The sequence below is a fragment of the Mesorhizobium sp. M7A.F.Ca.US.005.03.1.1 genome, assembly GCF_003997975.1.
Lineage (GTDB): Bacteria > Pseudomonadota > Alphaproteobacteria > Rhizobiales > Rhizobiaceae > Mesorhizobium > Mesorhizobium ciceri.
Genome location: NZ_RZRO01000105.1, coordinates 1 through 22,838, shown reverse-complemented (window position 1 = coordinate 22,838; position 22,838 = coordinate 1). Strand labels below are relative to the sequence as shown.

Here is a 22,838-nt window from a genome sequence, read left to right as displayed (position 1 = left end):
GCCCGATGCCGCCATCGATGCCGGGCGCTGGCGGGTCCAGCCCGCGCGCGCCTATGTCAGCCGCGCCAAACTCTATGGCGTGGCGCTGAAACCAGGCCAGAAGGCGCTGGTGTTGGAGGCCGATCTGACCAATCGCACGGCGCAATCCGACAAGGCTTATTTCAACGTCTTCAAGCCGGACGGGATCGACCTGCCCGATTCCACGCCGATGATCGCGCTGGCCCGCGATTCGACGCTGACGCCGGAACTGCATCCCGGCATGACCGAACGCATGGCCTATGTCTGGCCGCTTGCCGGTAACGCCGCCGTGCCGGCAAATCTCAGCTTCGGCGTCACCGCCGAGATCTTCAAGCCGCGCGACAATCTTTACGGCACGCCGGGCTGGTTCAATCCCTATCGGCTCGGCACCGTCACCATGCCGGTCGCCGACCTGCCCGAGAGCGGCTCATGAGGATCCGCGCCATCGGCAATCTCCTGATCGTCGCCGCCACCGTGGCGCTCAGCTACGGCATGCAGGTGTCGAAGCCGCATTATGCCGAACTTACCGCGCCGATCCCCATCGATGGCGCCATGCACGACACGGTGCGGGCGCGCAGCTTCGATGTCCGCCTCGACAGAATGGTCTTTGCGCGCACGCTGAAGACCAACCAGTTCGGCCAGGAAAGGCTGCTGACCACCAGCGGCCTGTGGGCGGTGGCGACGACCAATCTCACCGCCACCAGCACCTCCACCACGGTCGCCGACGGCACCTGGCAAGGCCCGACCGGCCTGCGCTACCGCCAGACGGAGCGGCTCAACTATCGCCAGGATATGCCGCCACATGCCGTCGATCCAGGGCTGGAGAGAAGCGGCCTGTTCGTCTTCGAGTTGCCGGCCGACCAGATCCGAGGCGCCAGCCTGCTTATCGCCGCACGTCAGTTCGGCCCGCTCGACGCCCAGGCTCGCATCAGCCTCGATGCCGTTCCGACCGGTGCCGATGGTCAACCGGCGGATGTCTTGCCGCTATACGATCTCGACGCTCCTGCACCGCCGCAGGGCCAGACACGGCAGGGCCAGACACGGCAGGGCAAGACATGAGCGCGGTTTCAACCGACATCGACCCAGCCGGCGGTGGCGAGAAAAAATGGCGACGGCGCGGTCTTGCCGCGCTCGCTATCCTGCTGCCGCTGACGCTGGCCGAAACCAGCTATGAGAGCATCCGTGAATGGCTGCATGGCGAGGACCTCATCGCCAGGGATGTCGAGTTTGGCCAAGGCGCGCCGTTCGGCGGCAGCGAATGGCGGCTGGCCGATTTGCGCGGCGGCAAGGCCGGCCGCTTGCCCGACCATGCCATGGCCGTCATCGCCACCTTCGCCGTCACGGTCGGCGATCCCGATCTGCAAAAGCAGTGGCTGGGCTGCAAGGTGATGCTGACCGACGCCGCCGGCCGCCGCTGGCTGCCCGACTTCATCCCCGGCGTCAGCCTGCCGGACGGCGTGATGAACTGCACCTCGGCGATCTTCTCCGGCGCCAAAAAGGGCGAAATCATCAGCGTCGGCGAGACCTTCATCGTGCCCGAGGATGCCATCGAGACCATCCGCCCAGCCATTGGCCTGGGCAGCGAGCGCCCCTGGTTCCTGCGTTTTCAGCGGCCGCCGAAGTGACAGCATCCTTCTCCCCGTAAAGAAAGCTCACTTCCCCGCCCGCTTCGCCATCGAAAACGCCGTCTCCAGCACGGCGGCGAGAAAGCATATGCGCAGCGGCTCGATCAGGATGCCGGTGGAAGAATCCTGGAACGGGCTGCCGAAGAGCAGCGTCACGGCATGCGAAAAAATCTGCCAGATATCGAGCTCGTGTGGGCCGATCAGCCGCGTCGCGCCGAGCCACAGCCAGGCCGCGCCCCAGTCGAGCAACCGGTAGCCGACCACCAGCGTGCACAACAGCACCAGGCTGGCGCTGACCGTCAGCCGCACGCCGTTGGCGATCGGCAGATAGCGCGAGCGGTAGCCGGCGATGAAATGCTCGACGAAATCGCGCAGGAATTTCGGCAGGCCGGCATAGCGCTGGCCGGCACGCTCCAGCCGGCCGTGCACGCGCATCAGGGCAGCATCGTCGCGCACATCATAGCCGTAGATCAGCGCCGCCATCACCAGCCAGATCAGCGGCAGGAGCATGAAGAAGAACAGGTTGATCGCAGCCGTCGACGGCGCGATCGAGGAGATCTCGACCGGCACCATGGGTGCGGCCGAGGCCATCGGCACCGGGTTTGCCAGCCCGTCCACCGATGCCTGCAGGACCGACCAGAAATTGCGGCTCATCAGCCATTGCAGCGCCGAGTCCTTCCAGCGGCTGATCACGTAGAGACCGACGAAAATCCAGTTGGTCTCGCAGATCACCACCACGATCTGCCAGAACGACTCCGCACCTGTCTTAGCCTGCATGAATTTGGCCAGCCGGCGGATCAGCCAGGACACCGCCACGGAGACCAGCAGCCAGCGCGAGTCGAGCACGTCGAGCACATCAGCGCTCTGGCCGAAATCGGCCTGGTCGAGTGTTTCGCGCGAATACTGTCGCACGATGTCGCCCAGAAATCCCCAGGCGGCATAATAGGCGAAGAACGGCAGAAGCGCGATGGTGATCATCCGCACCAGCCGCGAGCCGCGCCGGTCAGCCTCGGCACCCGGCTTCGTTTGCGTCTCGGTGGTTGCGGCCTTGTCGGCGCCGCGCTGCGCGGCCACCACATGCGGCAGGCCGGGGCGCAGCACGTGGAACATTGCCACCGTCATCACCAGCTGCGCCAGCGCCACCAGCGTCAGCATCGCCAACCCGGCGAAGTGATTGGCCAGCGCCACCTTCGCCGCCAGCAGCATGAGGAGATCGCCGACCAGCACGCCGGCCAGCACGAGTGCCATGAGTTGCGGCCAGAACCGCCGCAGCAGCGAAAAACCTAGGGTGATCGGTCTGATGATATCGGCAAACATGAGGTTCTCTCACGATGCCACCCGCCAAAACCTTTCTAGCAAAGCATGATTGTTTTGCAAGGAATGGGGCTCCCTTCTCCCACTGTGGGAGAAGGGAGAACCGTCCCCCTCACCGTCGCACCCTCGACTTCAGCCACCGATCAAACGCCACCGCCAGGATCAGGATGAGCCCGATGACGATGCTTTGCGTGTAGGACGAGACATTGTTGAACTGCAGCCCGTTCTGCAGCACGCCGATCAGCGCCGCGCCCACCACCGTGCCGCCGACCGAGCCGATGCCGCCGAACAGCGAGGTCCCGCCGATGACGACGGCCGAAATGACGGTCAGTTCGTAGCCGATGCCCGCCACCGCTTCCGAGGAGTTCAGCCTGGCCGACAGCACGAAGGCCGCGAGCCCGGCGAAGAAGCCGACAATGACGTAGACCGAGACCAGGATGCGGTCGACGCGCAGGCCCGACAGCCGCGCTGCTTCCGCATTACCGCCGACGGCATAGACGGCGCGGCCATAGCGCGTGTAGCGCAGCACGATGTGGCACAGGATGGCGGCCGCCGCGAAGATCAGCGCCGGCACCGGCACCGGGCCGATCAGCCCGGTGCCGAACCAGCGCATCGAGGCGTCGAAGCCCGAGATCGGGCCGCCATTGGAGATGGTCAGCGTCAGCCCGCGAAACACCGTCAGCCCGCCCAGCGTGACGACGAAGGGCGGCACTTTCAGCCGGGTGATGACAAGTCCCTGCACGCCGCCGGCAGCGGCTCCGACGATGATGGCGGCCAGCAGCGCGGCGAACCAGCCGAACCCTTGCGTGCCGCTCGTCGACAGCGACAGCGTGTTGGCCGTGCCGCCCTTGGCGACCACGGCGGCGACCATGCCGCAGAAGGCGAGCAGCGAGCCGACCGACAGGTCGATGCCGGCGGTAAGGATGACGAAGGTCATGCCGAGCGCGATCAGCCCGGTGATCGAGATCTGCCTTGTGATGTTGAACAGGTTGATCGGGTCCATGAAGCTCGGCTTCAGCACCGTGAAGACGATGATCAGCGCCACCAGGAACAGCAGCGGCCCGAAGCTCATCAAAAGCCGCGCGAAGTTGATGCCGCCGCGCTGATCCTGCTCCCCCGCCACGCTCATAGTGTCTCCTTGCGGTCGAGTGCCATCAGTTCCATCAGTCTTTCCTCGTTTGCCTCGACGCCCGGCATCTGGCCGGTGATGCGTCCGCGGCGCATGGTGACGATGCGGTCCGAAACCGCCAGCACCTCGGGCAGCTCGGACGAGATCATCATCACCGCAATGCCGCGCGCCGCAAGCTGCACCAGGATCTGGTGCACCTCGGTCTTGGCGCCGACATCGACGCCGCGCGTCGGCTCGTCGACGATCAGCACTTTCGGATCGCGCGCGAGCCAGCGCGCCAGGATCACCTTTTGCTGGTTGCCGCCCGACAGGCCCTCGATCGCCTGCTCGGCCGAAGCCATGCGGATCGACAGCATCTTTCGAAACCCGGACAGCGCATCGCGCTCGCGCCGCTCGGCCATGAAGCCGAAACCGTTGCTGAAGCTGCCCAGCGAAGCGATGGAGAAATTCGGCAGGATGCCCAGCGCGGCAAAGATCGCCTGGTGCTTGCGGTCCTCCGGCACCAGGCCGATGCCGAGCGCAATGGCGTCCGCGGGCGATGCCGGGGCGATCGGCTCGCCGTCGAGCGTGATGGTGCCGGCCGCGATGCGGTCGGCGCCGAAGATAGCGCGCGCCAGTTCGGTGCGGCCTGAGCCGACAAGCCCGGCAACGCCGAGGATTTCACCGGCCTTGAGGTCTATGTCGACGCCGTCGAGCACGATGGCGTGTGGCGCCTCGGGGTCGCGCACGGTGCGCAGGCCGCGCACCGACAGCACGACATCGCCGGCCACCGCGCGTTGCGCCGGCCGGGCGTAGAGCTCGGACGCCGCGCGGCCGACCATCTTCTCGATGATTTTCGGCAGCGCGATCGGCCCGCCTTCACGGTTAAGGTGGCCGGCAAGCCTGCCGTCGCGCAGCACCGTCATGCGATCGCATATGGCGGACGCTTCCTCCAGCCGGTGGGTGACGAACATGATGGCGACCTTGTCCTTGCGCAGCCGGTCCATGATCGACAGCAGCCGCTGCACCTCGGTCTCGGTCAGCGCCGAGGTCGGCTCGTCCATGATGATCAGCCGGCTTTCCAGCGACAGCGCCCGAGCAATCTCGACCAGTTGCTGCTCGGCCACCGACAATGCCGAGACCGGCGTCATCGGGTCTATGGAGAGACCGACGCGGGCGATGATCGTGCGGGAATCTTCCTCCATCTTGCGCCAACTCACCAGCCCGAGCGGGCCGATCGGCGCGCGGCCGATAAAAATGTTCTCCGCCACAGTCAGCGTCGGGATCAGGCTCAGTTCCTGATAGATGGTGACGATGCCAAGCCGCTTGGCATCCTGCGGGCTGGAGGGATGATAATCGGCACTGTCGAAGATGATATGCCCGCTGGATGGCGGCATCACACCCGAGAGGATTTTCAGCAGCGTCGATTTGCCGGCGCCGTTTTCGCCCAGCAGGCCGAGGATCTCGCCGGGGCGGATATCGAGCGAGACATCGCTGAGCGCGGTGACGCCCGAGAAATGCTTGGTGATGCCTTCGACGGCAAGCAGGATGGGTTCGGGCGAGGCGGCTTCAGCGGCTGGCGGCAAGGGTGGCTCCTTCCATGCAGTTGATGTCGCCTGTCAGCGCTTGAACGCCCCCCTCTGTCCTGCCGGACATCTCCTCCTCAAGGGAGATTGGCTGTGTCACCGGCGACACCTTTTCTTTCAACATTTGGGAACTGGCGAAAGCAGGAGGAACAGTCGATCTCCCCCTTGAGGGGGAGATGTCCGGCAGGACAGAGGGGGGCGCTGTCCCGCCGGCTTTGCCAATCGGCCGATCCCCGCAAACCCTACTTCGTCTCGCCAATCCGCTCCGCCTTGTCGAGATTGTCCTTGCCGATGACGATTGGCGTCAGCAGCACCAGCTTCTCCTTCGGCTCGGTCTTGTCCTTGGCAAAGGCCACCGCGATGCGCACCGCAGTGCGCGACTGCTCGCCGGGGAATTGCTCGACCGTGCCCGCAAGCTTGCCGTCGCGCACGGCGACCAGCGCTTCGGGCAGTGCATCGAAGCCGTAGATCTTGACGTCGGTGAAGTTGCGCGCGGCACAAGCCTCCATGGCGCCCAGCGCCATGTCGTCATTGGCGCAGACGATGGCGTCGGGTTTGCCGTTGGCGGCAAGGCCAGCCTCGGTCACCGACAGCGCCTCGGCGCGGGCGAAGTTGGCGGTCTGCTCGAAGACGATCTGATACTTGTCCTTCAGAGGATCGAGCACATTGTGCACGCCCTTGTTGCGGTCGATCGCCGGGCCGGCGCCGGGCTGGCCCTGCAGATGGAACAGCTTGGCACCGTTGGGAAACGCCGCCACCACGGCGTTGGCTTCCGCCTCGCCGCCCTTCACATTGTCGGCGCCGACATGGGCGAGGATGCCCTCGACGCCGTCTACGCGGCGGTCGATCGTCACTACGGGAACGCCGGCCTTGACCGCTTCCTCGATGGCCGGCGCCAGGGCGTTGACGTCGAGCGGCGAGATGACGATGGCGTTGACCTTCTGCACCAGGGCGGCCTCGATGTCGGCGGTCTGCTTGGTGGCCGAGTTCTGGCCGTCGCTTTCGGTCAGATTGACGCCTTGCGTGGCGGCTTCCGCCTTGATCTCGTTCAGCATGTGCACGAAGAACGGAAAGCCGAGACTGGGCACCGAGCCAAGGATAGTGAGCTTGTCCTGCGCAAACACAGAAGGCGCGGCAACCATCATGGCGCCGAAAGCCGCGGACGACAGCAGGAATTCACGTCTGTTCATGGGATCCTCCTCCACAAGAACGCACGACCCGAAAACCGGGATCGGTTTCAGGAAGGATCATGCGTCGGTTCAAAGTGTGGAGCATCCTCCCTGCGCCCGAAAACGCATGCCGCTCCAGCTGGCCGCCGCTGTAAAAAGAGCCTCCCACCGACGCCTGCGCAGGGATGCTAACCCAGGGCCAACCATTTGTGCAACATCGATATAACAGCGGTGCCAGGCAAATTATCGGAATTGTCGGATTTTGGATTTCCGGCGTGGGGGCCGCTTTGTCGGAAGACCTCCAATGCAAGGCCGCCCCTCTGCTTCTCAATCCAGGAACGCCAGAACACGCTGCCAAAGCAGCGCCGCGGCTGTGTCGTTGTAGTCGGGCAGAGCTGGATCCGAGAAATAATGTCCCGAGTTTGGATAGCGGAAGATCCGCACATCGGTTTGCGCGGCCTCGGCGGCGTGCTGCCAGGCGCGGACATCCGGCTCGGGGAAGAACGGATCGGTGTCGGCGACATGCAATTGAACCGGCAGGCCGGGCCGGATGTTCGCAGGCACGGTTGCCAGCCCATGCAACAGCAGCACCTTGGCCGTCAGCGGCCGCAAGGCCCAGACTGACGCGACCACGCCTGCACCCATCGAAATCCCCGCCAGCACCGTATCGCCGGGCGTCGAGGCCAGGGCATCGCGCGCCCTTTGGCAAATGACCTCCCAGCCGATCCGCGCCTTGATCGCGAAGCCTTGCTCGAGATCGTCCGTCGCCACGCCCGCATAGAGGTCCGGCAGCGAAACGGCGTGACCGGCGGCGCCCAGCTTTCCAGCGAGATGCCGCTCGTGCTCGCGCAGCCCCAGAACCGAATGAAACAGGATTATGTTCGCGGACATCCGGTCATGATACCTGCCGGCACATGCCGTCTCAACGGCTGGGTACGTCATGAGGCGTGCGGCTTCCATTCTCCCGGCGTGGCACTACTTTGGACTGAACCCAAAGCACTCGACTGGAGAACAACATGAAGCCGCAAATCATCTGCCATATGCTGGCATCCCTTGACGGCAGCCTCCACCCCAGCCGCTATACCTCGAGCCCCGATGGCACCCGGGCCGAGTGGTCGAGCCTCTACGAGCATATCCATAATGATCTCGCGGCTGATGCCTGGATCGTCGGGCGCGTCACCATGGCCGAGATGAGCAAGGCCGGCGCGCATCCGCCGGCCAATGCCGGCAAGGTCGACCGGCCCTATCATTTCGCGCAAATAGGTGCGGGTTATGCCGTGGCGCTCGATGCCTCGGGCAAGCTTCATTTTTCCAAACCCGACATCGGTGGCGACCATGTCGTGGTGCTGCTTGGGCGCGACGTTGCCGACAGCCATTTGGCAGAGCTTGCCGCCGACGGCGTGTCCTATATCGTCGCGGAAACCGGCGATATCGATCTCGCCGCGATGCTTGAGGTCCTCGGACGCGAACTCGGCATAAGCCGGCTGCTGCTCGAGGGCGGCGCCAGCATCAACGGTTCCTTCCTCGCCGCCGGGCTCGTCGATGAATTGAGCCTTCTCGTTGCACCCGCGATCGACGGACGGGCCGCCAATCAGGGTTTCGTCGAGTTCGGCGAGAGCGGCCTGGCGGGCAAGACGCAGCTGTCCCTGAAGAGCTGCGAGGCGCTGGCGCATGGGCTCGTCCATCTGCGCTACGCGGTCAGCCCTGGAGCATAATCCCGAAAGGTCGCGGCGTGGCCCAGGGTCTCCGCGACGGGGCTGACGAAGTCAGAGACTTCGGCTCACCTCGAGCGTTGCTAAGCGCATCAATACCGCATGGCGTCGAGATCGGCGATCAGCGTCGGGCCGGTGGGGTGCCAGCCGAGCCGTGCCTGGGTCAGAGCGCTGGAGGACGGCAGATCCATCGGCGCGAACATCGCCATCCAGCCGAAATGCTCCGCCGCCTTTTCCGGCGCAATGGAAACCACCGGCAATTTCAAACCCCGGCCGAGCGCCTCGGCGATAGCGCGCACTTCGACACCTTCCTCGCCGACCGCGTGATAGCGCGCGCCCGGCTGCCGCTTTTCCACGGCGAGCCGGTAAAGCCGCGCCGCATCGAGGAGGTGGCCCGCGGAGTAGCGATTGCGGCCTTCGCCGACATAGGCCGAGACGCCCCTTTCACGCGCGATCTCGATGAGCGGCGTGATAAGGCCTTGCTTGACCGGATTGTGGACCTGCGGCAGCCGCACCACCGACACATTGATGCCGGCGTCCAGCAAGGCATTGCCGGCCAGCTCCGAGGCGATGCGCGGATTGGGATGGCTGGCGTTGAAGACGTCCTCGATCGCCAACTGGCCATGCCCGGGACTGCCCATGCCGACGCCGGAGGTGATCACCAGCGGCCGGTCGGAGCCGGCGAGCGCGGCGCCCAGTGCGGCGATGACGCGTTTGTCCTTTTCGCAATTCTCGGCAAACCGCGAAAAGTCGTGGTCGAATGCCGTGTGGATCACGCCGTCCGCCTTGGCCGCGCCATCGCACAGCCCTTCGGGCTCCTCGAGCGTTCCGCGATGCACTTCAGCACCGGCGGCGGCCAGCGCCTCGGCGCCGGCGTCGGAGCGGGTCACGCCGACCACCTGGTGGCCTGCCTTGATGAGTTCGGGAACGATCGCCGAACCGATGAAACCGGTCGCGCCGGTGAGAAAGATACGCATGCAAAATCTCCTGTACAGTTGCCCGCGTAATATTGCTGGTCTATTATTCTATTAAAGTAGTGATCTTATCGTGGTATAATGGCTAACAGGATGCCCTCCAATTCCGGCTCACTAGCAGCGTTCCTCAAAGACCGGCGCACCCGGCTTGATCCCGCATCATTCGGGTTTTCCGGACGCAGACGCACGCCGGGGCTGCGCCGCGAAGAGGTCGCGCAGCGCGCCAACATCAGCCCGACCTGGTACACATGGCTGGAACAGGGCCGCGGCGGCGCACCCTCGGCCGATGTCCTCAACCGCATCGCCAAGGGGCTGCTGCTGACCGAGGCGGAGCGCGAACATCTTTTCATGCTCGGGCTGGGGCGCCCGCCCGAGGTCCGCTACAGGGGCGTCGAAGGCGTCAGCCCCCGGCTGCAGCGCCTCATCGACACGCTCGATGCCAGCCCCGCCATAGTCAGGACCGCTACCTGGGACGTCGTTGCCTGGAACCGTGCCGCGAGGGTCGTGCTGACCGACTACAGCACCCTGCCCGAGGGCGAGCGCAACATTCTGCGCTTCATGTTCCTCAGTCCCCATATCCGCGCCAGGCAGCACGACTGGCAAAACCTCGCCCGTTTCGTGGTGGGCGCGTTCCGGGCCGATGCGGCACGCGCCGGCGCTGTCTCCGAGGTGCGTGAACTCGTCGACGAACTCTGCAGCGCCAGCCCCGAGTTTGCCGCCCTGTGGCGGGAAAACGGCGTGCTCAGCCATGGCGACGGGACAAAGCGCCTGAAGCACCCGGAACTTGGCGATATCGAACTGGAATATTCGGGCTTCGCGGTCGACGGCCGGCCGGATTTGAGCCTGACCGTCTACAACCCGGTCGACAGCGCCGTCGCCGACCGCATCCGCGCGCTGGCTCTCGCCCGATACCCCAAAGCGTAAGGGCGGGACGACCTATCCGCTGCGATGACTCCCGCCCGCCCTCAAGCGCGCTCGCAGACCGCCTTCAGGATCTGCAAGGTCGGCCCCCAGTAGAGATCGGCATGCGGCCGGATCGCCGGTTCGGCGAAGTCGCTGAGCGTCAGTGTCAACAGTGTTCCCCCATCCGCCGGCGCCAGGTCGAAGCTGACCACGGTGTGATTTTCGGGCACGTCCGCCAGACGCGAGGCCGACAGTGTGCTCCAGTAGCTGTAGGCGAAGCTCATTCCCGGCTCAAAAGTGCGGATGGTGCCGTGGTTTTCGAACGGCATTCCGTGCAGCAGTCCGTGCATCACGATCGCGCCGCCGGCCTGCCCTTGCAGGCTGACGGTCAACTCCTCGTCGGACATCCATTGCGGGATCATTTCTGGCGTCGTCAGTATCCGCCAGACCTTGGCCGGCTCGGCACCGATGACGACGGTCTTGGTTATCGGCGCAGCGGACTCACTCATGGGGTGCAGATTATAGCGGATGCGGCGGCGACAATATCGCTGTTCCAGGCGGTACGGATGCCGCCATTGCCCCTTGCCCTGTATAGGAAGACAGCACCACGCTTGCGAAGCCATTGCAGCCCGTGGCATCTGTCGGCTCCACCAGCGCAGACGGCACCATGACACCACGGCAGACACGGCAGAGCGGCAGGCAGGCGGCGCCCGGCGTCAGTCTCAACCGGGCGCTGTCGAAGCTCGGCCTGTGCTCGCGCACGCAGGCCGAGGTGCTGATCGCCGAAGGCCGCGTGCGTGTCGGCGGCAAGGTGGTGCGCGATGCGGCGCTGCGCGTCGACCTCGACCGCGACCGCATCGTCGTCGACGACAGGCCGGTGGTTGCCGAGCGCAAGGTCTACCTCATGCTCAACAAGCCGCGCGGGCTGGTCACCACCCGCGACGACCCGCAGCAGCGCGACACCGTCTATGCCTGCCTCGAAGGGCTCGACTTGCCCTTCGTCTCCCCGGTCGGCCGCCTCGACAAGGCGAGCGAAGGCCTGCTGCTGATGACCAACGACACCCGGTTTGCCAACCGGCTGATGGACCCGGCTTCGCATTTGCCGAAAACCTATCACGTGCAGATCGGCACGGTACCGGATGCTCCGATGCTGGAGACGTTGCGCGCCGGCGTGACCGTCGACGGCGAGGTGCTCACCGCGAACGCGATCGAACTTTTGCGCAGTGGCGGCCGCACCGCCTGGCTGGAGATCGTGCTCGACGAAGGCCGTAATCGCCACATCCGTCGCCTGCTCGCCGCGCACGGCGTCGAGATCCTGCGCCTCATCCGCATCGCTATCGGCCGCCTGCCGCTCGGCGACCTCGCCAAGGGTACGGCACGGCATTTGACAGCAGAAGAGTTGGCGCTGCTGAGGGGGTAAGCAGGGCGTGCCGCTGGTGCAGCCGCACGGCGATCCCTCCTGACGGAAAGCTGTCAGGAGGCCTGGCCTATAGGTCGGATGGGAGCCGGCCACGGCTTCAACGATCAGGGAGCCAATGCAATGAATTTCGTCTCCGTCCGCATCATCACGTCGGACGTCCAGCGTCTCGTTCACTTCTACGGTGAGATCACCGGCATGCCCGTGACGGTGTACACGGAAGACTTCGCCGAACTGGCGACGCCGACCTGCACGCTGGCGATCGGCAGCACACGCACCTTGATGCTGTTCGGCGGCGACATCGCCCGCCCCGCCGACAACCACACCGCCATCATCGAGTTCCGCGTCGGCGACGTCGATGCTGAATTCGCCAGGCTCTCGGACCTCCTCAGGAATATCACTGTGCAGAAGCCGACCACCATGCCCTGGGGCAACCGCTCGCTGCTGTTTCGCGACCCTGACGGCAATCTGGTGAATTTCTTCACGCCGGTAACCGCTGAGGCGATCAGGAAATTCGACAGATAGGCGTAAGCGGTGCCGCTGGCCGAAGCTGCTCTATTTCTGGTTCCATTTCCGGATGACCGGCTCGCTCAAATCATGCTCGTAGCCGAGCACGCTGATGCTGGCCGTATCGAGCACGAGCAGCGCGCCGCCCTCCGGCGGCAGCCCGATCCAGCGCGCCGCCAGCACGCGCAGAAAATGCGCGCTGGAAAACACCAATATGCTGGCATTGGCCTCGCGCAGCCCAGCGATAATCCTGTCGGCCCGCGCGCCGACATCGGCCGCCGTCTCGCCCTTTGGACACCCATCGCGAAACACATTCCAGCCGCGGCGCTCGGCCAGGATCTGTTTTGTCGTCAGCCCCTCATAGGCGCCATAGTCCCACTCCTGCAGATCGTCCTTCTTGACGCTCTGCGCGCCGAAGCCGGCCAGTACGCTGGTGTTGTAGGCGCGCTGCGACGGGCTCGACCATACGGCCGAAAAAGACAGGCCCTCGAGCCTGTCCGCGACACCCCGCGCGGCGGCCTCGCCAACCGGGGTCAACGGCATGTCGGTGCGGCCGGTATGCTGCCCCGAAAGGCTCCATGCCGTCTCACCATGCCGGACCAGATGGATTTGCGGATACGAGTTGCTCATGGACTGCCTTTCAATGTCACCGGCACCTTAGGCGACGATGCGGCAAAGGGGAATCCGCTTGGTACAAGACTGCGTGGTCGCCTGGCCTTGATCCGCGGCGGGGCCGGCCCTGTGATCGGCCCGAGGCCGCAACTATATCAAGGCCAGCCCTCCACAAGGCTCCCGCCACCTCAAGGGCATCGGCCCTTGCGCAACAGGTCATGTCATCATGTACAAACATTTGCTCATCGCCACGGACGGATCGGAACTGGCCGACAAGGGCGTTACCCACGGCCTGACATTGGCCAAGGGCCTCGGCGCCTCTGTTACTTTCATCACCGTCTCCGAACAATTCCCGATCTTCGCCTGGGGCGGCGCCATGGCCGGCTACGCCGCCGGCGATGAACTGGCCGCCTATCAGGAAGAGGCGCGCAAATACGCCAAGGAAGTTCTCGACAGGTGCAAGGCATCGGCCGACGCCGCCGGCGTCTCGGCGGAGGTCGTGCATGTCGAGGACAAGCGGCCCGCCGAAGCCATTCTGGAACTGTCGCAGGCCCTGGGCTGCGACCTGATCGTCATGGCTTCGCACGGCCGCCGCGGGCTGGGCAAGCTGCTCCTCGGCAGCCAGACGGCGGAAGTGCTGTCCTACACGGAGATCCCGGTGCTGGTCGTGCGCTAGGGCTACTACGGATCGCATGCTCCATCGAACCGGGTAATGACAATGTCGTTACGCTGTGCTAGATATGCGCGACGAAGGAGCCGTCCATGCCAACGTCACATCATCCGGTGCCGAAGAGCGTTCCGCTCAACATCCGCGTCAAGCCGGAAGTTCGCAATCTGATCGACCGCGCAGCCGAATTGCTCGGTAAGAATCGCACCGACTTCATGCTTGAAGCCTCGCAACGCGCCGCTGAGGAAGCGTTGCTCAACCGTCTCGTGTTTACCGTCGAACCGGATGTCTACGCTGCGTTTCTGGCACGCCTCGACGCGCCGCCGCAGCCCAACGACCGATTGCGCCGCACGATGACGACAAAGGCTCCGTGGGAAGCTGCGTGACGCTGTCGGTCCCGGTTCCACTCGCGGATCATCACGAACTCGGGGAATTTTCGTCGGGCATTACAGCGCTCGACGATTGGTTGAAAAAACGTGCTCGCACCAATCAAGCGGGCGGTGCATCCCGGACCTATGTGACTTGCAAAGGCAACCGTGTGATTGGCTACTATGCCGTTGCCAGCGGCGCCGTGAAAATGGTCGAAGCTTCCAGCCGTTTCCGGCGCGACATGCCCGATCCGATCCCCGTCGCAGTGCAAGGCAGGTTGGCCGTAGACCAAGCCTATCACGGTCGGGGCATCGGGCGGGCGCTGGTAAGGGATGCCGGTCTACGAATTCTCCAGGCTGCTGAAATACTGGGCATCAAAGGCATAGTGGTGCATGCGATTTCCGACGATGCCCGAGCTTTCTACATCACCATCGGGTTCGAGCCCTCGCCGGTCGAGCCGTTGACACTCATGGTCACGCTCGCTGATCTCAGCGAAAGCATTGGCTGACGACTTCCTGCCAGTGCTCTGGGGAAGTCCGGCGCCTAGAACACCAACTCCCCCACGAGATAGACCCCAAGCGCCAGCAACCCCGCGAAGAACACTTTGCGGAAGGTCTCGACACTCATCTTCTGGCGCAGCGCCTGGCCGGCGAACATGCCGGCCAGCGCCGGCACAAGGGCTGCGACCGAACCGACCATTTGCGCACTCGGCGACGCCAGGGCGCCGGTCCTGAACAACCCGATGGCGAGCGCCGCCGTCGACACGGTGAAGGACAGGCCGAGCGCCTGGATCAGGTCTTCTTTCTCCAGCCGCAGCGACTGCAGATAGGGCACCGCCGGGATGACGAAGACGCCGGTGGCGCCGGTGACCAGCCCGGTCGCCACCCCGACCAGCGGTGACATCAAGGCTTCGCCGCGCGCCGGCGTGGTGAAGCCAAGCTTGAGCAGGCCGAGAATGGCGTAAAGCACCAGCGCCGCACCGAGCCCGGCCGAGGCAACGCCAGAGTGCGTGCCGGTCAGCAGGCCGGCGCCGGCAACGGTGCCGAGCATCACGCCGGCCATCATCGTCCACAGCCGCTTGCACAGCCGGCCGAAGGACGGGCCGGTCAGCAATTGCCAGAAGTTGGTAACCAGCGACGGGATCAGCAGCAGTGCCGCGGCCTGTGCTGGCGGCATCGTTACCGCCAGCAGCCCCATCGCCACGGTCGGCAGCCCCATGCCGACGACGCCCTTGACGAAGCCGGCGGCGAGGAACACGGCGCCGATCCAGGCGAGGATGCCGGCGCTCAGCATGATCGTATCTTCAGGGCCGGATCAGTCATGCAGCAGCATATCGGTTGCGTCGGCATCCGGGCTGGCGGCCTTTGCCGGCGCCGCATCGCGGCTGGTGGATACGACCGTCGCCGCGCATCCCCGCAGGCCTGATCCCGCTCGCGCCATGGCAAGGCCGGCCACGGCAATGGCCAGCACGATCGCCGTGCTTTCAAGAATGCCGAGCCGCCCTGATGTTCGTTCGTTCATCGCAATTCTCCTTCGAAACTGTTTGACGAAAATCCTGGCCGATCACAATGTGGAAGTTGCGCTGCCAGCCTTCGGCCACGACGAAGGCTGGTTGGCCGACCGCCTTCCCGGCGCTGAATATTCGCAGGAGCAAGAGAATGCGCTTCGATCTGGTCGATCTCCGCCTGTTCCTGCTGGTGGCCGAACGCGGCAGCATCACCCATGGCGCCGAGCTTGCCGGACTGGCCCTGGCGTCGGCCAGCGCCCGCATCAAGGGCATGGAGGAGCGGCTCGGCGCGCCGCTGCTGGAGCGCCGGCGCCGTGGGGTGGTGCCGACGGCGGCCGGACAGGCGCTGCTGCATCATGCGCGCGCGGTGCAGAACCAGATCGAAGCGATGACCGGCGACCTCGCCGCCTATGCCACCGGCCTGCGCGCCCGCGTCCGGCTGATGGCCAACACCGCCGCCACAGCCGAGTTGCTGCGCGAGATCCTGCCCACCTTCCTTGTCGCGCATCCCGGCATCGACATCGAGCTCGACGAGCGCCCCAGCCATGAGATCGCGCAAGCCGTGGCCAGTGGTGCGGCCGATCTCGGCATCGCCGCCACCTGGGCCGGCCTTGCGCACCTCGAGCAGAAACCGTTCTTCATCGACCGGCTGGTGGTGATCGCCGCGCGAAACCGGCCCGGCCTTGAAGGCCGCACCGTCAACCTCACTGAGCTTCTCGGCGAATCTTTCGTCGGCCTCAGCACCGGCCATGCGCTGCAGGAGCACATCGCCCGCCAGGCGGCCCGCCTTGGCGGCCATCTGCATGTCCGCATCCGCGTTCCCGGCCTCGACAATGTCTGCCGGCTGGTCGCGCAAGGTGCCGGCATCGCCATCGTGCCGGAAAGTGCCGCGCGCCGCTCGGCACGCTCGCTGCGACGCCTTCGGCTGACCGACGACTGGGCGACGCGCCAGCTCAATCTCTGCGCCCGCCGCTTCGACGATTTGACGCCGCAGGCAAAATTGCTGGCGGCAGCGCTGGCGTGAGCCGGACAGCGAGCACCTATCCCCATCAGCGCTGAATCATTGCCTTGCTTTTCAAATATTCGTGACGTAGCTTGTTTGCACATTGGCAAAAAAATCGCCAAACTTTTTTCCTTTTGTGAAAGACGGGGACTTTGCGGGAACATCTCGATCTGACCGATCGGCGGCTGGTCAAACAGCTGTCGCAGGACGCCCAGCCGGGCATCAACCGGATCGCCGAGATATTGGCGATTTCGGTGCCGACGGTGCGCTCGCGGCTGCGCAACCTGCTCGACCGCAACCTGCTCAAGATCGTCGGGCTGCTGAACCTGACCGAGCGCCCCGAGCTGATCTCCGCCATTGTCGGCATCAATGCCCAAGGGCGCGGCCGGGCCCGCGAACTGGCGCAGCGCATTGCCGAACTGCCCTTCGTCAACTCGGCCTCGGTGGTCACCGGGCGCTTCGATATCATCGTCGACGTGACGGTGGCCGGTGACGTCGCCGATCTCTACCGCGTCACCAGCGAGCTGATCCCCGGCGCCGGCGAGCCAGGCGAAGTCGTGCGCAGCGAGACATTCGTCGTCATGGCGTCCTGCAACAAATGGGTCAGCCTGCCGGAAGGCTGCTGGTCGGACGACCGCAAGGAGCCGGCATGAAGATCGCGGTTCTCGGCGGCCTCGGCTTGCAAGGCCGGGCGGCAATCACCGACCTCGTCGCCAGCGACGGCGTCGAGGAAATCGTCTGCGTCGATACCGCAGCGGACGGCCCGGCCCGGCTTGCCGGCCTGACCGATCTTGCCCGCGTGCGCTTCGTGGTGCCTGAGGGCGCGATCGGCCAGGCCCTGGCCACTGTGCTTGATGATGTCGACGCCGTCATCGACCTGTTGCCGCAGCCGCTGATGCGCGAGGCGGTAAAGGCCGCGATTGCCACGCGCACGCCGCTGGTCACCACCAATTACGCCAAGTCGATCGCCGACCTGGCGCCGGCCGCCGAACAGGCCGGTGTCTCGATTATGACCGAATGCGGGCTCGACCCCGGCATCGACCTCGTGCTCTACGCGCGCGCCGCCAGGCAGTTCGACTCGATTTCTTCGATCGATTCCTATTGCGGCGGCATCCCCGAGCCGAAGGCGATGGCCAAGCCGCTGTGCTACAAGGTGAGCTGGAATTTCGACATGGTCCTGGTCAGCCAGAACCGCGACAGCGTGATGATCGAGGACGGGAACCGTGTCGCGGTGCCTGCCGGCCAGCAGCACGACAATCCGTTCATCCATGAAATCGAGGTTGCCGGTCTCGGCAGGCTCGAAGCCTTCCCCAATGGCGACGCGCTGCACTATGTCGAGATGCTGGACGCCGCAAAAGGGCTGCGCCGCTCCGGCCGCTACACACTGCGCTGGCCGGGATGGTCGGCCTTCTGGGCGCCGTTGAAGGAACTCGGTTTCCTCTCTGAGGACAAGGTGCCCGGCACCTCCAACAGCCCGCGCGAATTCCTTGGCCGGCTGCTCGGCCCGCAATTGCAATACGGCCCCGGCGAAAAGGATCTTTGCGTGATGCGCAATGTCTTTTCCGGCCTCGAAGGCGGCCGCGCCAAGACGGTGACGTCGGACCTGATCATCGAACGCGATCTCGTTTCCGGCCTGTTCGGCATGAGCCTCGGCGTCGGCTATCCCGCCAGCATCGTGGCGCAGATGCTGGCGAGGGGCGAGATCACCAGACCCGGCTTTTTGAACCCGCTGCTGGATGTGCCCGACATCAGGTTCTTCGATGAATTGGCCAGGCGTGGCATCACGGTTTCCGAGACGGTGGCACGGGACTGAGGCGAAAGATTTTCGAACGGTGGCTGCCGCCGGCAACGGCGCTGCCGCTCAAAAAGGAGCCCAAGGAGAACCGCGGGCACACATTAACGACAACAGGGAGGAATACCGAAATGAAGATTGCCAGACTTTTCATCGCCGGAAGACTTTTCATCGCCGGGCTTGCGCTCGCCGGGCTCACCGCTGCGGCCAGTGCGGGTACGCTCGACGACATCACCAAGCGCGGCGAATTGCGCGTCGCCGTGCAGACCCAGGGACCGCCCTTCTCGCTGGTCGGCGCCAATGGCGAACGCACCGGCAGTTCGGTCGAACTGGCCGAACTGATGGCCAAGGAAATGGGAGTGAAAATCACCTTCCTCGACTTCGACTGGGATGGTTTGATCCCGGCGCTGCTGTCGGGCAAGGCCGACCTGCTGGTCGCCGACATGACACCGACGCTGGCGCGCGGCATGAAGGTCGCCTTCACCACGCCTTACATGTACACGGGCAGCACCGTCTTCACCAAGGCCGACAGCAAGTTCAAGACCACCGAGGACTGCAAAGCCAAGGGCACCAAGATCGCCGTGCTGCTCGGCGCCACCGGCGAGAAGGAAGCCAAGAAAGCCTTCCCCGATGCCGACATCAAGAGCTACAAGGGTGGCGGTCCGCTGCTGCTCGACGCCGTCAACAACGGCCAGGCCGACTGCGGCGTCAACGACGTCTCGGCGGTCAAAGGCCAGTCGACCGCCTATCCGGCCGGCACCTTCACCATCATGCCGGACCTTCTGTCGAAGGAGCCGCTTGCCTTCGCCACCCGCTATGATGAGCCGGACCTGTTGATCTGGATGAACCTGTTCCTCAACCAGGTCACTATCGACGGCCGCCTGCAGAAGAACCTCGACTACTGGGTCAATTCCGACGCCTGGAAGAAGGATCACTAAGCAGCGATAAATCCAGGCGGTTTCGCGCGCATCTTAAACGCCGCGAAGCCGCCCGGAATTTCGTTTCATCTGTCGTTTCCTGCGCTCTGGGGATTTCACCCAACGATGCTCGAAAATTTCAGTTTCCGCACCATCGTCGAATACCTGCCGTTGTTCGGACAGGGCCTGGTCACGACCGTTTGGCTGTCGGCGCTGTCCTTTGTCGGCGCGCTCATCGTCGGCATCGTGCTGTGCGCCATGAATCTGCAGCGCGGCTGGCTGTTTCGCGCCCCAGCCAAGGCCTATATCGATGCGGTGCGTGCCACGCCCTTGCTGGCGCAGCTCTATTTTCTTTATTTCGGCCTGCCCCGGCTCGGCTTCGTTCTGCCGGAACTCGTCGTCGGCATCCTCGCGTTGTCGCTGAACAGCGGCGCCTATATCGCTGAAATCATTCGCGCCGGCATCCTGTCGATCCCGCGCGGCCAGGTCGAGGCCAGCGTCGCTTCGGGCATGACCTATGTCCAGCGCATGCGCCTTGTCGTCCTGCCGCAAGCCTTCAAGGTGACGATCCCGCCGCTGCTCGGCCAAGCGATCGTGCTGGTCAAGGATTCCGCCCTTCTGTCGCTGATCTCTGTTTCGGAACTGACACGCGCCGGTCAATTGCTCGCCTCCGACCGCTTCATGCCGGCGGAAGGCTTCCTCACCATCGCCGCCTTCTATCTGCTGCTCTATTACGGCCTGAAAGGGCTGGCTGGGCTCTCCAGCCGCTGGCTCGGCACAGCGGGGGCGCGGACATGATCTGGCAACAACTGCAAAGCCTCGCCGGCTCCTATCCACTGGCCCTGCGCGGCCTCGGCATGACCGTGTTGCTGTCGCTGATCAGCCTGGTGCTCGGCACGCTGCTCGGCTTCGGCCTCGGCATCCTGCGCACCGGCGGCAACCGTCTGATCTCGGGCTTGATCGGCGCCTGGGTCGACCTGATCCGCGGCACGCCGTTCCTGGTGCAGATCTTCCTGATCTTCTTCATCCTGCCGGAGTTCGGCATCGAGCTCGACGCCTTCACCGCCGGCATCATCGCGCTGACCAATCTGGCTGCCTGCTTCATCTGCGAGATCGTCGTCGCCGGCATCCGCTCGGTACCGACCGGCCAGGTCGAGGCGGCACTGGCGTCCGGCCTGTCGCGCTGGCAGCGCATGCGCCAGGTGGTGCTGCCGCAGGCCATGCGCATCGTGCTGCCGCCGCTGGTCGGGCAATATGTGCTGCTGATCAAGGATTCTTCCGTCGTCTCGGCCATCGGCCTCACCGACCTCACCCGCGTCGGCTGGCTGGTGGTGCAGCGTGTGCCCAACGGCCTGCTGGTCTTCTTCCTTGTCGGCGCCGGCTATTTCATCGTCTGCTATCCGCTGATCATGCTGGCCCGCCGGCTGGAGCAGCGCATGGGCGCGGCGCATGGCGAGGTGCAGTTGTGACTTCCAACCTCAAAGGTCCAGAAAACATGACCAAAACGGGCCTTGCCAAAACCGGCATGATCGACTTTCGCGGCGTCAACAAATGGTTCGGCTCGCTCAACGTGCTCAAGGACATCACGCTCAGCGTCGAACCGCGCGAAGTGGTCGTCGTCTGCGGCCCGAGCGGCTCGGGCAAAAGCACTCTGATCCGCTGCGTCAACGGCCTGGAGGCGATCAAGGACGGCGACCTCGTCGTCGACGGCCAGCGGCTCGGCGATCCCGCCACCAACATGACGCAACTGCGCACCGAGATCGGCTTCGTCTTCCAGTCGTTCAACCTCTATCCGCACAAGACGGCACTCGAAAACGTCACGCTCGCCCCAATCCATGTCCGCAAGATCCCGCGCGCCGAGGCTGAAAAAGCAGGCCGCGAATTGCTGGCCAAGGTTGGCCTCGCCGACAAGGTCAATGCCTATCCCGCACAGCTCTCCGGCGGCCAGCAGCAGCGCGTGGCGATCGCGCGTTGCCTCGGCATGCGGCCCAAGATCATGCTGTTCGACGAGCCGACCTCGGCGCTCGACCCCGAGATGATCTCCGAAGTGCTCGACGTCATGGTGGCGGTCGCCGAGGAAGGCATGACCATGATGGTGGTGACGCACGAGATGGGCTTTGCCCGCAAGGTCGCCCAGCGCGTGGTGTTCATGGACGCCGGCGCCATCGTCGAAAGCGGCACGCCCGACGAGTTCTTCTCACACCCCAAGACCGACCGCAGCCGCGCTTTCCTGAGCAAGATTCTGCGGCACTAAAGGCGGGCGGTCAGGTCGCCTCTTCCGCGCTGCCGCCAATCGCAAACGCTGCCGGGCCGCCGCGCCGCCTGAGCAGCGCGATGGCGAGGAAGGCGATGACGCCGCTCGCGGCGACGACCACCAGCACCCACAGGGAATTGGCGACCGATGTCCGCGCCATCATGAAGGCGAGCGCGAACGGCGCGAAGGCCGAGGTGAACTGACGGGCGGCGCTCGCCCATCCCAGCCGCGCGCCATAGCCTTCGCGGCCGAAGAGTTCGAGCGGCAAGGTGCCGCCGACGATGCTGGTGAGGCCGGAGCCGAGGCCGAACAGGAATACGAACACGAAGGCGCCGGGCAGCCATGGCGTGGTCAGCAACAGCGCACACAGCCCGGCCGTGAGCAGTGACGCGGCAATGACGGCAAGGTGCGTCTGCTGCAGCCGCCCGCCAAACAGCATGTTGATCAACCGGCTAGCGACCTGCGCCGGCCCGAACAGGGTCGAGACGAAGAGGCCTGCGGTGCCGAGCCCAAGGGCCGCCGTCAGCGGCACCATGTGGATGAGGATCGCCGACAGCACGAAGCCTTCGGTGGCGAACCCCGCCAGCATCAGCAGGAATGCGGCCCGGCCGCGCCGCGCATCGAGCGGCATTCCCGCTTCATGGGGGGCGGAACCGCGCTCATGCGGCGTGACCGTTGCGTGGCGACGCGACAGGCGCATCAGCCAGGCGTGGATCGGCAGGCATAGGCCGAGATTGAGAGCGGCGAACAAAAGGTAGACCTCGCGCCATGTGAGATGCGCATGCAGCGCCGAGGTCAGCGGCCAGAACAGGGTAGAGGCAAACCCGGCGATCAGCGTCAGATGGGTGATGCTGCGTTGCGGCCGGGGAACCCCGACCTGCACGATCGCCACGAAGGCAGCGCTGTAGAGGACGAAGCTGGAGGCCAGTTCCATCGCCAGCAATCCCAGAACGAAGCTCACGCGGCCGGGTGCGACGGCGCACAGCGCCAGCGCCACAGCCGCCGCGACCGAGCCGACGGTCATGATGCGGCCGGCGCCGAAGCGGTCGGCCCACCGCCCGGCAGTCGGCGCGAACAGGCTGCCGGCAAACAGCGAGGCCGACAGGGCTGCGAATACCCAGCCTTCCGTGAGCCCGAACTCGCGTGCCATTGCCGGCGCCAGGATCGAGAAGCTGTAATAGAGCGTGCCGTAGCCGATGATCTGGGTCAGCCCAAGCGCCCAGATCGCCTTGCGCAGGACGGATCGTTCAGGCATCGACGCCGGCCGCCATATTCTCTCGCGTCTCGGTGGCCGGCGCGGTTGCGCAGCCGCAACCCGACGCGCCCGTTGCCTTGGCGTCCGCATCCCTGACGCAGCAGGCATCGACAGCGGCGGGAGCAGGCC

General features: G+C 65.1%; 28 protein-coding genes. 17 read left to right on the top strand and 11 right to left on the bottom strand.

All coding sequences use genetic code 11. The features are described 5' to 3' along the window. From EN990_RS29580 to EN990_RS29570, 3 genes are all read left to right on the top strand, one after another. Positions 1–451 (top strand): hypothetical protein (locus tag EN990_RS29580; RefSeq protein WP_127388471.1); only part of this gene is annotated, 451 nt, incomplete at its 5' end. Next, the gene (locus EN990_RS29575) at positions 448–1,077 is read left to right on the top strand and encodes a hypothetical protein (protein WP_127369562.1); all 630 of its coding nucleotides are present in this window, start codon (positions 448–450) and stop codon (positions 1,075–1,077) included. The genes EN990_RS29580 and EN990_RS29575, both read left to right, overlap by 4 nt. After that, positions 1,074–1,643, top strand: coding sequence for a hypothetical protein (locus tag EN990_RS29570; protein ID WP_127369563.1), 570 nt, complete (start codon positions 1,074–1,076; stop codon positions 1,641–1,643). Before EN990_RS29575 ends, EN990_RS29570 begins: the two co-directional genes overlap by 4 nt. Before the next feature lie 27 nt (positions 1,644–1,670). Here the strand turns inward: EN990_RS29570 and EN990_RS29565 are convergent, their stop codons facing one another. From EN990_RS29565 to EN990_RS29540, 5 genes are all read right to left on the bottom strand, one after another. After that, positions 1,671–2,960 carry a hypothetical protein gene (locus tag EN990_RS29565; RefSeq protein WP_127369564.1) on the bottom strand — a complete coding sequence of 430 codons (1,290 nt, stop codon included), beginning with the start codon at positions 2,958–2,960 and terminating at the stop codon, positions 1,671–1,673. A 109-nt stretch (positions 2,961–3,069) separates the two neighbouring features. Next, complete coding sequence (locus EN990_RS29560) at positions 3,070–4,086, bottom strand: ABC transporter permease (protein WP_013530576.1); 1,017 nt, start codon at positions 4,084–4,086, stop codon at positions 3,070–3,072. Further along, on the bottom strand, positions 4,083–5,651 hold the full coding sequence (locus EN990_RS29555) for a sugar ABC transporter ATP-binding protein (RefSeq protein ID WP_127384942.1): 1,569 nt from the start codon (positions 5,649–5,651) through the stop codon (positions 4,083–4,085). Before EN990_RS29555 ends, EN990_RS29560 begins: the two co-directional genes overlap by 4 nt. 242 nt (positions 5,652–5,893) lie before the next feature. Then, complete coding sequence (locus tag EN990_RS29545) at positions 5,894–6,841, bottom strand: substrate-binding domain-containing protein (protein WP_013530574.1); 948 nt, start codon at positions 6,839–6,841, stop codon at positions 5,894–5,896. 306 nt (positions 6,842–7,147) lie between these two features. Beyond that, on the bottom strand, positions 7,148–7,711 hold the full coding sequence (locus EN990_RS29540; protein ID WP_024501764.1) for a dienelactone hydrolase family protein: 564 nt from the start codon (positions 7,709–7,711) through the stop codon (positions 7,148–7,150). A gap of 125 nt (positions 7,712–7,836) precedes the next feature. Here EN990_RS29540 and EN990_RS29535 point away from each other — a divergent pair, with 125 nt between their 5' ends. Continuing rightward, the gene (locus EN990_RS29535; protein WP_063168646.1) at positions 7,837–8,535 is read left to right on the top strand and encodes a RibD family protein; all 699 of its coding nucleotides are present in this window, start codon (positions 7,837–7,839) and stop codon (positions 8,533–8,535) included. An 89-nt stretch (positions 8,536–8,624) separates the two neighbouring features. Here the strand turns inward: EN990_RS29535 and EN990_RS29530 are convergent, their stop codons facing one another. Continuing rightward, a complete protein-coding gene (locus EN990_RS29530; protein ID WP_024501766.1) occupies positions 8,625–9,509 on the bottom strand; it encodes an SDR family oxidoreductase in 885 nt (294 codons plus the stop codon). A gap of 90 nt (positions 9,510–9,599) precedes the next feature. Here EN990_RS29530 and EN990_RS29525 point away from each other — a divergent pair, with 90 nt between their 5' ends. Beyond that, entirely contained in the window at positions 9,600–10,430 is an 831-nt protein-coding gene (locus EN990_RS29525) for a helix-turn-helix transcriptional regulator (protein WP_245268616.1), read from the top strand. Positions 10,431–10,471: 41 nt separating this feature from the next. Here EN990_RS29525 and EN990_RS29520 read toward each other — a convergent pair whose 3' ends face one another. Beyond that, complete coding sequence (locus tag EN990_RS29520; RefSeq protein ID WP_245469222.1) at positions 10,472–11,047, bottom strand: SRPBCC domain-containing protein; 576 nt, start codon at positions 11,045–11,047, stop codon at positions 10,472–10,474. Between the two features lie 29 nt (positions 11,048–11,076). Here EN990_RS29520 and EN990_RS29515 point away from each other — a divergent pair, with 29 nt between their 5' ends. Together EN990_RS29515 and EN990_RS29510 are read left to right on the top strand one after the other, a co-directional pair. Then, on the top strand, positions 11,077–11,829 hold the full coding sequence (locus tag EN990_RS29515) for a pseudouridine synthase (RefSeq protein ID WP_127369981.1): 753 nt from the start codon (positions 11,077–11,079) through the stop codon (positions 11,827–11,829). Between the two features lie 120 nt (positions 11,830–11,949). Beyond that, positions 11,950–12,351, top strand: a complete 402-nt coding sequence (locus EN990_RS29510) for a VOC family protein (protein ID WP_013530567.1) — start codon at positions 11,950–11,952, stop codon at positions 12,349–12,351. A 30-nt stretch (positions 12,352–12,381) separates the two neighbouring features. Here the strand turns inward: EN990_RS29510 and EN990_RS29505 are convergent, their stop codons facing one another. Beyond that, entirely contained in the window at positions 12,382–12,963 is a 582-nt protein-coding gene (locus tag EN990_RS29505; RefSeq protein WP_127369982.1) for a histidine phosphatase family protein, read from the bottom strand. A gap of 208 nt (positions 12,964–13,171) precedes the next feature. Here EN990_RS29505 and EN990_RS29500 point away from each other — a divergent pair, with 208 nt between their 5' ends. The 3 genes from EN990_RS29500 to EN990_RS29490 all read left to right on the top strand — a co-directional run bounded on the left by EN990_RS29500 (position 13,172) and on the right by EN990_RS29490 (position 14,489). Further along, the gene (locus EN990_RS29500; RefSeq protein ID WP_127366237.1) at positions 13,172–13,621 is read left to right on the top strand and encodes a universal stress protein; all 450 of its coding nucleotides are present in this window, start codon (positions 13,172–13,174) and stop codon (positions 13,619–13,621) included. Between the two features lie 86 nt (positions 13,622–13,707). Then, positions 13,708–13,998 (top strand): DUF1778 domain-containing protein, encoded by a 291-nt coding sequence (locus tag EN990_RS29495; RefSeq protein ID WP_013530564.1) that lies wholly within the window; start codon positions 13,708–13,710, stop codon positions 13,996–13,998. Then, entirely contained in the window at positions 13,995–14,489 is a 495-nt protein-coding gene (locus EN990_RS29490) for a GNAT family N-acetyltransferase (protein ID WP_127368917.1), read from the top strand. Before EN990_RS29495 ends, EN990_RS29490 begins: the two co-directional genes overlap by 4 nt. 35 nt (positions 14,490–14,524) lie before the next feature. On the opposite strand, the gene EN990_RS29485 is transcribed toward EN990_RS29490, so the two are convergent. Both EN990_RS29485 and EN990_RS29480 read right to left on the bottom strand, forming a co-directional pair. Then, the gene (locus EN990_RS29485) at positions 14,525–15,274 is read right to left on the bottom strand and encodes a sulfite exporter TauE/SafE family protein (RefSeq protein WP_127368918.1); all 750 of its coding nucleotides are present in this window, start codon (positions 15,272–15,274) and stop codon (positions 14,525–14,527) included. Between the two features lie 21 nt (positions 15,275–15,295). Continuing rightward, positions 15,296–15,502 (bottom strand): hypothetical protein, encoded by a 207-nt coding sequence (locus EN990_RS29480; RefSeq protein ID WP_063168653.1) that lies wholly within the window; start codon positions 15,500–15,502, stop codon positions 15,296–15,298. Positions 15,503–15,639: 137 nt separating this feature from the next. Between EN990_RS29480 and EN990_RS29475 the strand changes: the two genes are divergently transcribed. The 7 genes from EN990_RS29475 (at position 15,640) to EN990_RS29445 (ending at position 21,454) form a co-directional block, all read left to right on the top strand. Beyond that, entirely contained in the window at positions 15,640–16,512 is an 873-nt protein-coding gene (locus EN990_RS29475; protein WP_024501774.1) for a LysR substrate-binding domain-containing protein, read from the top strand. Positions 16,513–16,643: 131 nt separating this feature from the next. Then, the gene (locus EN990_RS29470; protein WP_024501775.1) at positions 16,644–17,144 is read left to right on the top strand and encodes an Lrp/AsnC family transcriptional regulator; all 501 of its coding nucleotides are present in this window, start codon (positions 16,644–16,646) and stop codon (positions 17,142–17,144) included. Then, a complete protein-coding gene (locus EN990_RS29465; RefSeq protein ID WP_127368919.1) occupies positions 17,141–18,304 on the top strand; it encodes a saccharopine dehydrogenase family protein in 1,164 nt (387 codons plus the stop codon). The genes EN990_RS29470 and EN990_RS29465 overlap by 4 nt, the downstream gene beginning before the upstream one ends. Before the next feature lie 110 nt (positions 18,305–18,414). Continuing rightward, complete coding sequence (locus tag EN990_RS29460) at positions 18,415–19,221, top strand: ABC transporter substrate-binding protein (protein ID WP_064994007.1); 807 nt, start codon at positions 18,415–18,417, stop codon at positions 19,219–19,221. 105 nt (positions 19,222–19,326) lie between these two features. Beyond that, complete coding sequence (locus EN990_RS29455; RefSeq protein ID WP_013530557.1) at positions 19,327–19,998, top strand: amino acid ABC transporter permease; 672 nt, start codon at positions 19,327–19,329, stop codon at positions 19,996–19,998. Then, positions 19,995–20,669, top strand: coding sequence for an amino acid ABC transporter permease (locus EN990_RS29450; RefSeq protein WP_127368920.1), 675 nt, complete (start codon positions 19,995–19,997; stop codon positions 20,667–20,669). The genes EN990_RS29455 and EN990_RS29450 overlap by 4 nt, the downstream gene beginning before the upstream one ends. A 56-nt stretch (positions 20,670–20,725) precedes the next feature. After that, positions 20,726–21,454, top strand: a complete 729-nt coding sequence (locus tag EN990_RS29445) for an amino acid ABC transporter ATP-binding protein (protein WP_024501778.1) — start codon at positions 20,726–20,728, stop codon at positions 21,452–21,454. 10 nt (positions 21,455–21,464) lie between these two features. Here EN990_RS29445 and arsK read toward each other — a convergent pair whose 3' ends face one another. Beyond that, positions 21,465–22,709, bottom strand: coding sequence for an arsenite efflux MFS transporter ArsK (gene arsK, locus EN990_RS29440; RefSeq protein WP_127384946.1), 1,245 nt, complete (start codon positions 22,707–22,709; stop codon positions 21,465–21,467). Positions 22,710–22,838 lie beyond the last annotated feature (129 nt).

Bases quoted from the DNA above. Each gene is read 5' to 3' on its own strand.
- EN990_RS29575 (WP_127369562.1), top strand. From the start codon at position 448: ATGAGGATCCGCGCCATCGGCAATCTCCTGATCGTCGCCGCCACCGTG.
- EN990_RS29570 (WP_127369563.1), top strand. From the start codon at position 1,074: ATGAGCGCGGTTTCAACCGACATCGACCCAGCCGGCGGTGGCGAGAAA.
- EN990_RS29565 (WP_127369564.1), bottom strand. From the start codon at position 2,960: ATGTTTGCCGATATCATCAGACCGATCACCCTAGGTTTTTCGCTGCTG.
- EN990_RS29560 (WP_013530576.1), bottom strand. From the start codon at position 4,086: ATGAGCGTGGCGGGGGAGCAGGATCAGCGCGGCGGCATCAACTTCGCG.
- EN990_RS29545 (WP_013530574.1), bottom strand. From the start codon at position 6,841: ATGAACAGACGTGAATTCCTGCTGTCGTCCGCGGCTTTCGGCGCCATG.
- EN990_RS29540 (WP_024501764.1), bottom strand. From the start codon at position 7,711: ATGTCCGCGAACATAATCCTGTTTCATTCGGTTCTGGGGCTGCGCGAG.
- EN990_RS29535 (WP_063168646.1), top strand. From the start codon at position 7,837: ATGAAGCCGCAAATCATCTGCCATATGCTGGCATCCCTTGACGGCAGC.
- EN990_RS29530 (WP_024501766.1), bottom strand. From the start codon at position 9,509: ATGCGTATCTTTCTCACCGGCGCGACCGGTTTCATCGGTTCGGCGATC.
- EN990_RS29525 (WP_245268616.1), top strand. From the start codon at position 9,600: ATGCCCTCCAATTCCGGCTCACTAGCAGCGTTCCTCAAAGACCGGCGC.
- EN990_RS29520 (WP_245469222.1), bottom strand. From the start codon at position 11,047: ATGCCACGGGCTGCAATGGCTTCGCAAGCGTGGTGCTGTCTTCCTATA.
- EN990_RS29515 (WP_127369981.1), top strand. From the start codon at position 11,077: ATGACACCACGGCAGACACGGCAGAGCGGCAGGCAGGCGGCGCCCGGC.
- EN990_RS29510 (WP_013530567.1), top strand. From the start codon at position 11,950: ATGAATTTCGTCTCCGTCCGCATCATCACGTCGGACGTCCAGCGTCTC.
- EN990_RS29505 (WP_127369982.1), bottom strand. From the start codon at position 12,963: ATGAGCAACTCGTATCCGCAAATCCATCTGGTCCGGCATGGTGAGACG.
- EN990_RS29500 (WP_127366237.1), top strand. From the start codon at position 13,172: ATGTACAAACATTTGCTCATCGCCACGGACGGATCGGAACTGGCCGAC.
- EN990_RS29495 (WP_013530564.1), top strand. From the start codon at position 13,708: ATGCCAACGTCACATCATCCGGTGCCGAAGAGCGTTCCGCTCAACATC.
- EN990_RS29485 (WP_127368918.1), bottom strand. From the start codon at position 15,274: ATGCTGAGCGCCGGCATCCTCGCCTGGATCGGCGCCGTGTTCCTCGCC.
- EN990_RS29480 (WP_063168653.1), bottom strand. From the start codon at position 15,502: ATGAACGAACGAACATCAGGGCGGCTCGGCATTCTTGAAAGCACGGCG.
- EN990_RS29475 (WP_024501774.1), top strand. From the start codon at position 15,640: ATGCGCTTCGATCTGGTCGATCTCCGCCTGTTCCTGCTGGTGGCCGAA.
- EN990_RS29465 (WP_127368919.1), top strand. From the start codon at position 17,141: ATGAAGATCGCGGTTCTCGGCGGCCTCGGCTTGCAAGGCCGGGCGGCA.
- EN990_RS29460 (WP_064994007.1), top strand. From the start codon at position 18,415: ATGAAGATTGCCAGACTTTTCATCGCCGGAAGACTTTTCATCGCCGGG.
- EN990_RS29455 (WP_013530557.1), top strand. From the start codon at position 19,327: ATGCTCGAAAATTTCAGTTTCCGCACCATCGTCGAATACCTGCCGTTG.
- EN990_RS29450 (WP_127368920.1), top strand. From the start codon at position 19,995: ATGATCTGGCAACAACTGCAAAGCCTCGCCGGCTCCTATCCACTGGCC.
- EN990_RS29445 (WP_024501778.1), top strand. From the start codon at position 20,726: ATGATCGACTTTCGCGGCGTCAACAAATGGTTCGGCTCGCTCAACGTG.
- arsK (WP_127384946.1), bottom strand. From the start codon at position 22,709: ATGCCTGAACGATCCGTCCTGCGCAAGGCGATCTGGGCGCTTGGGCTG.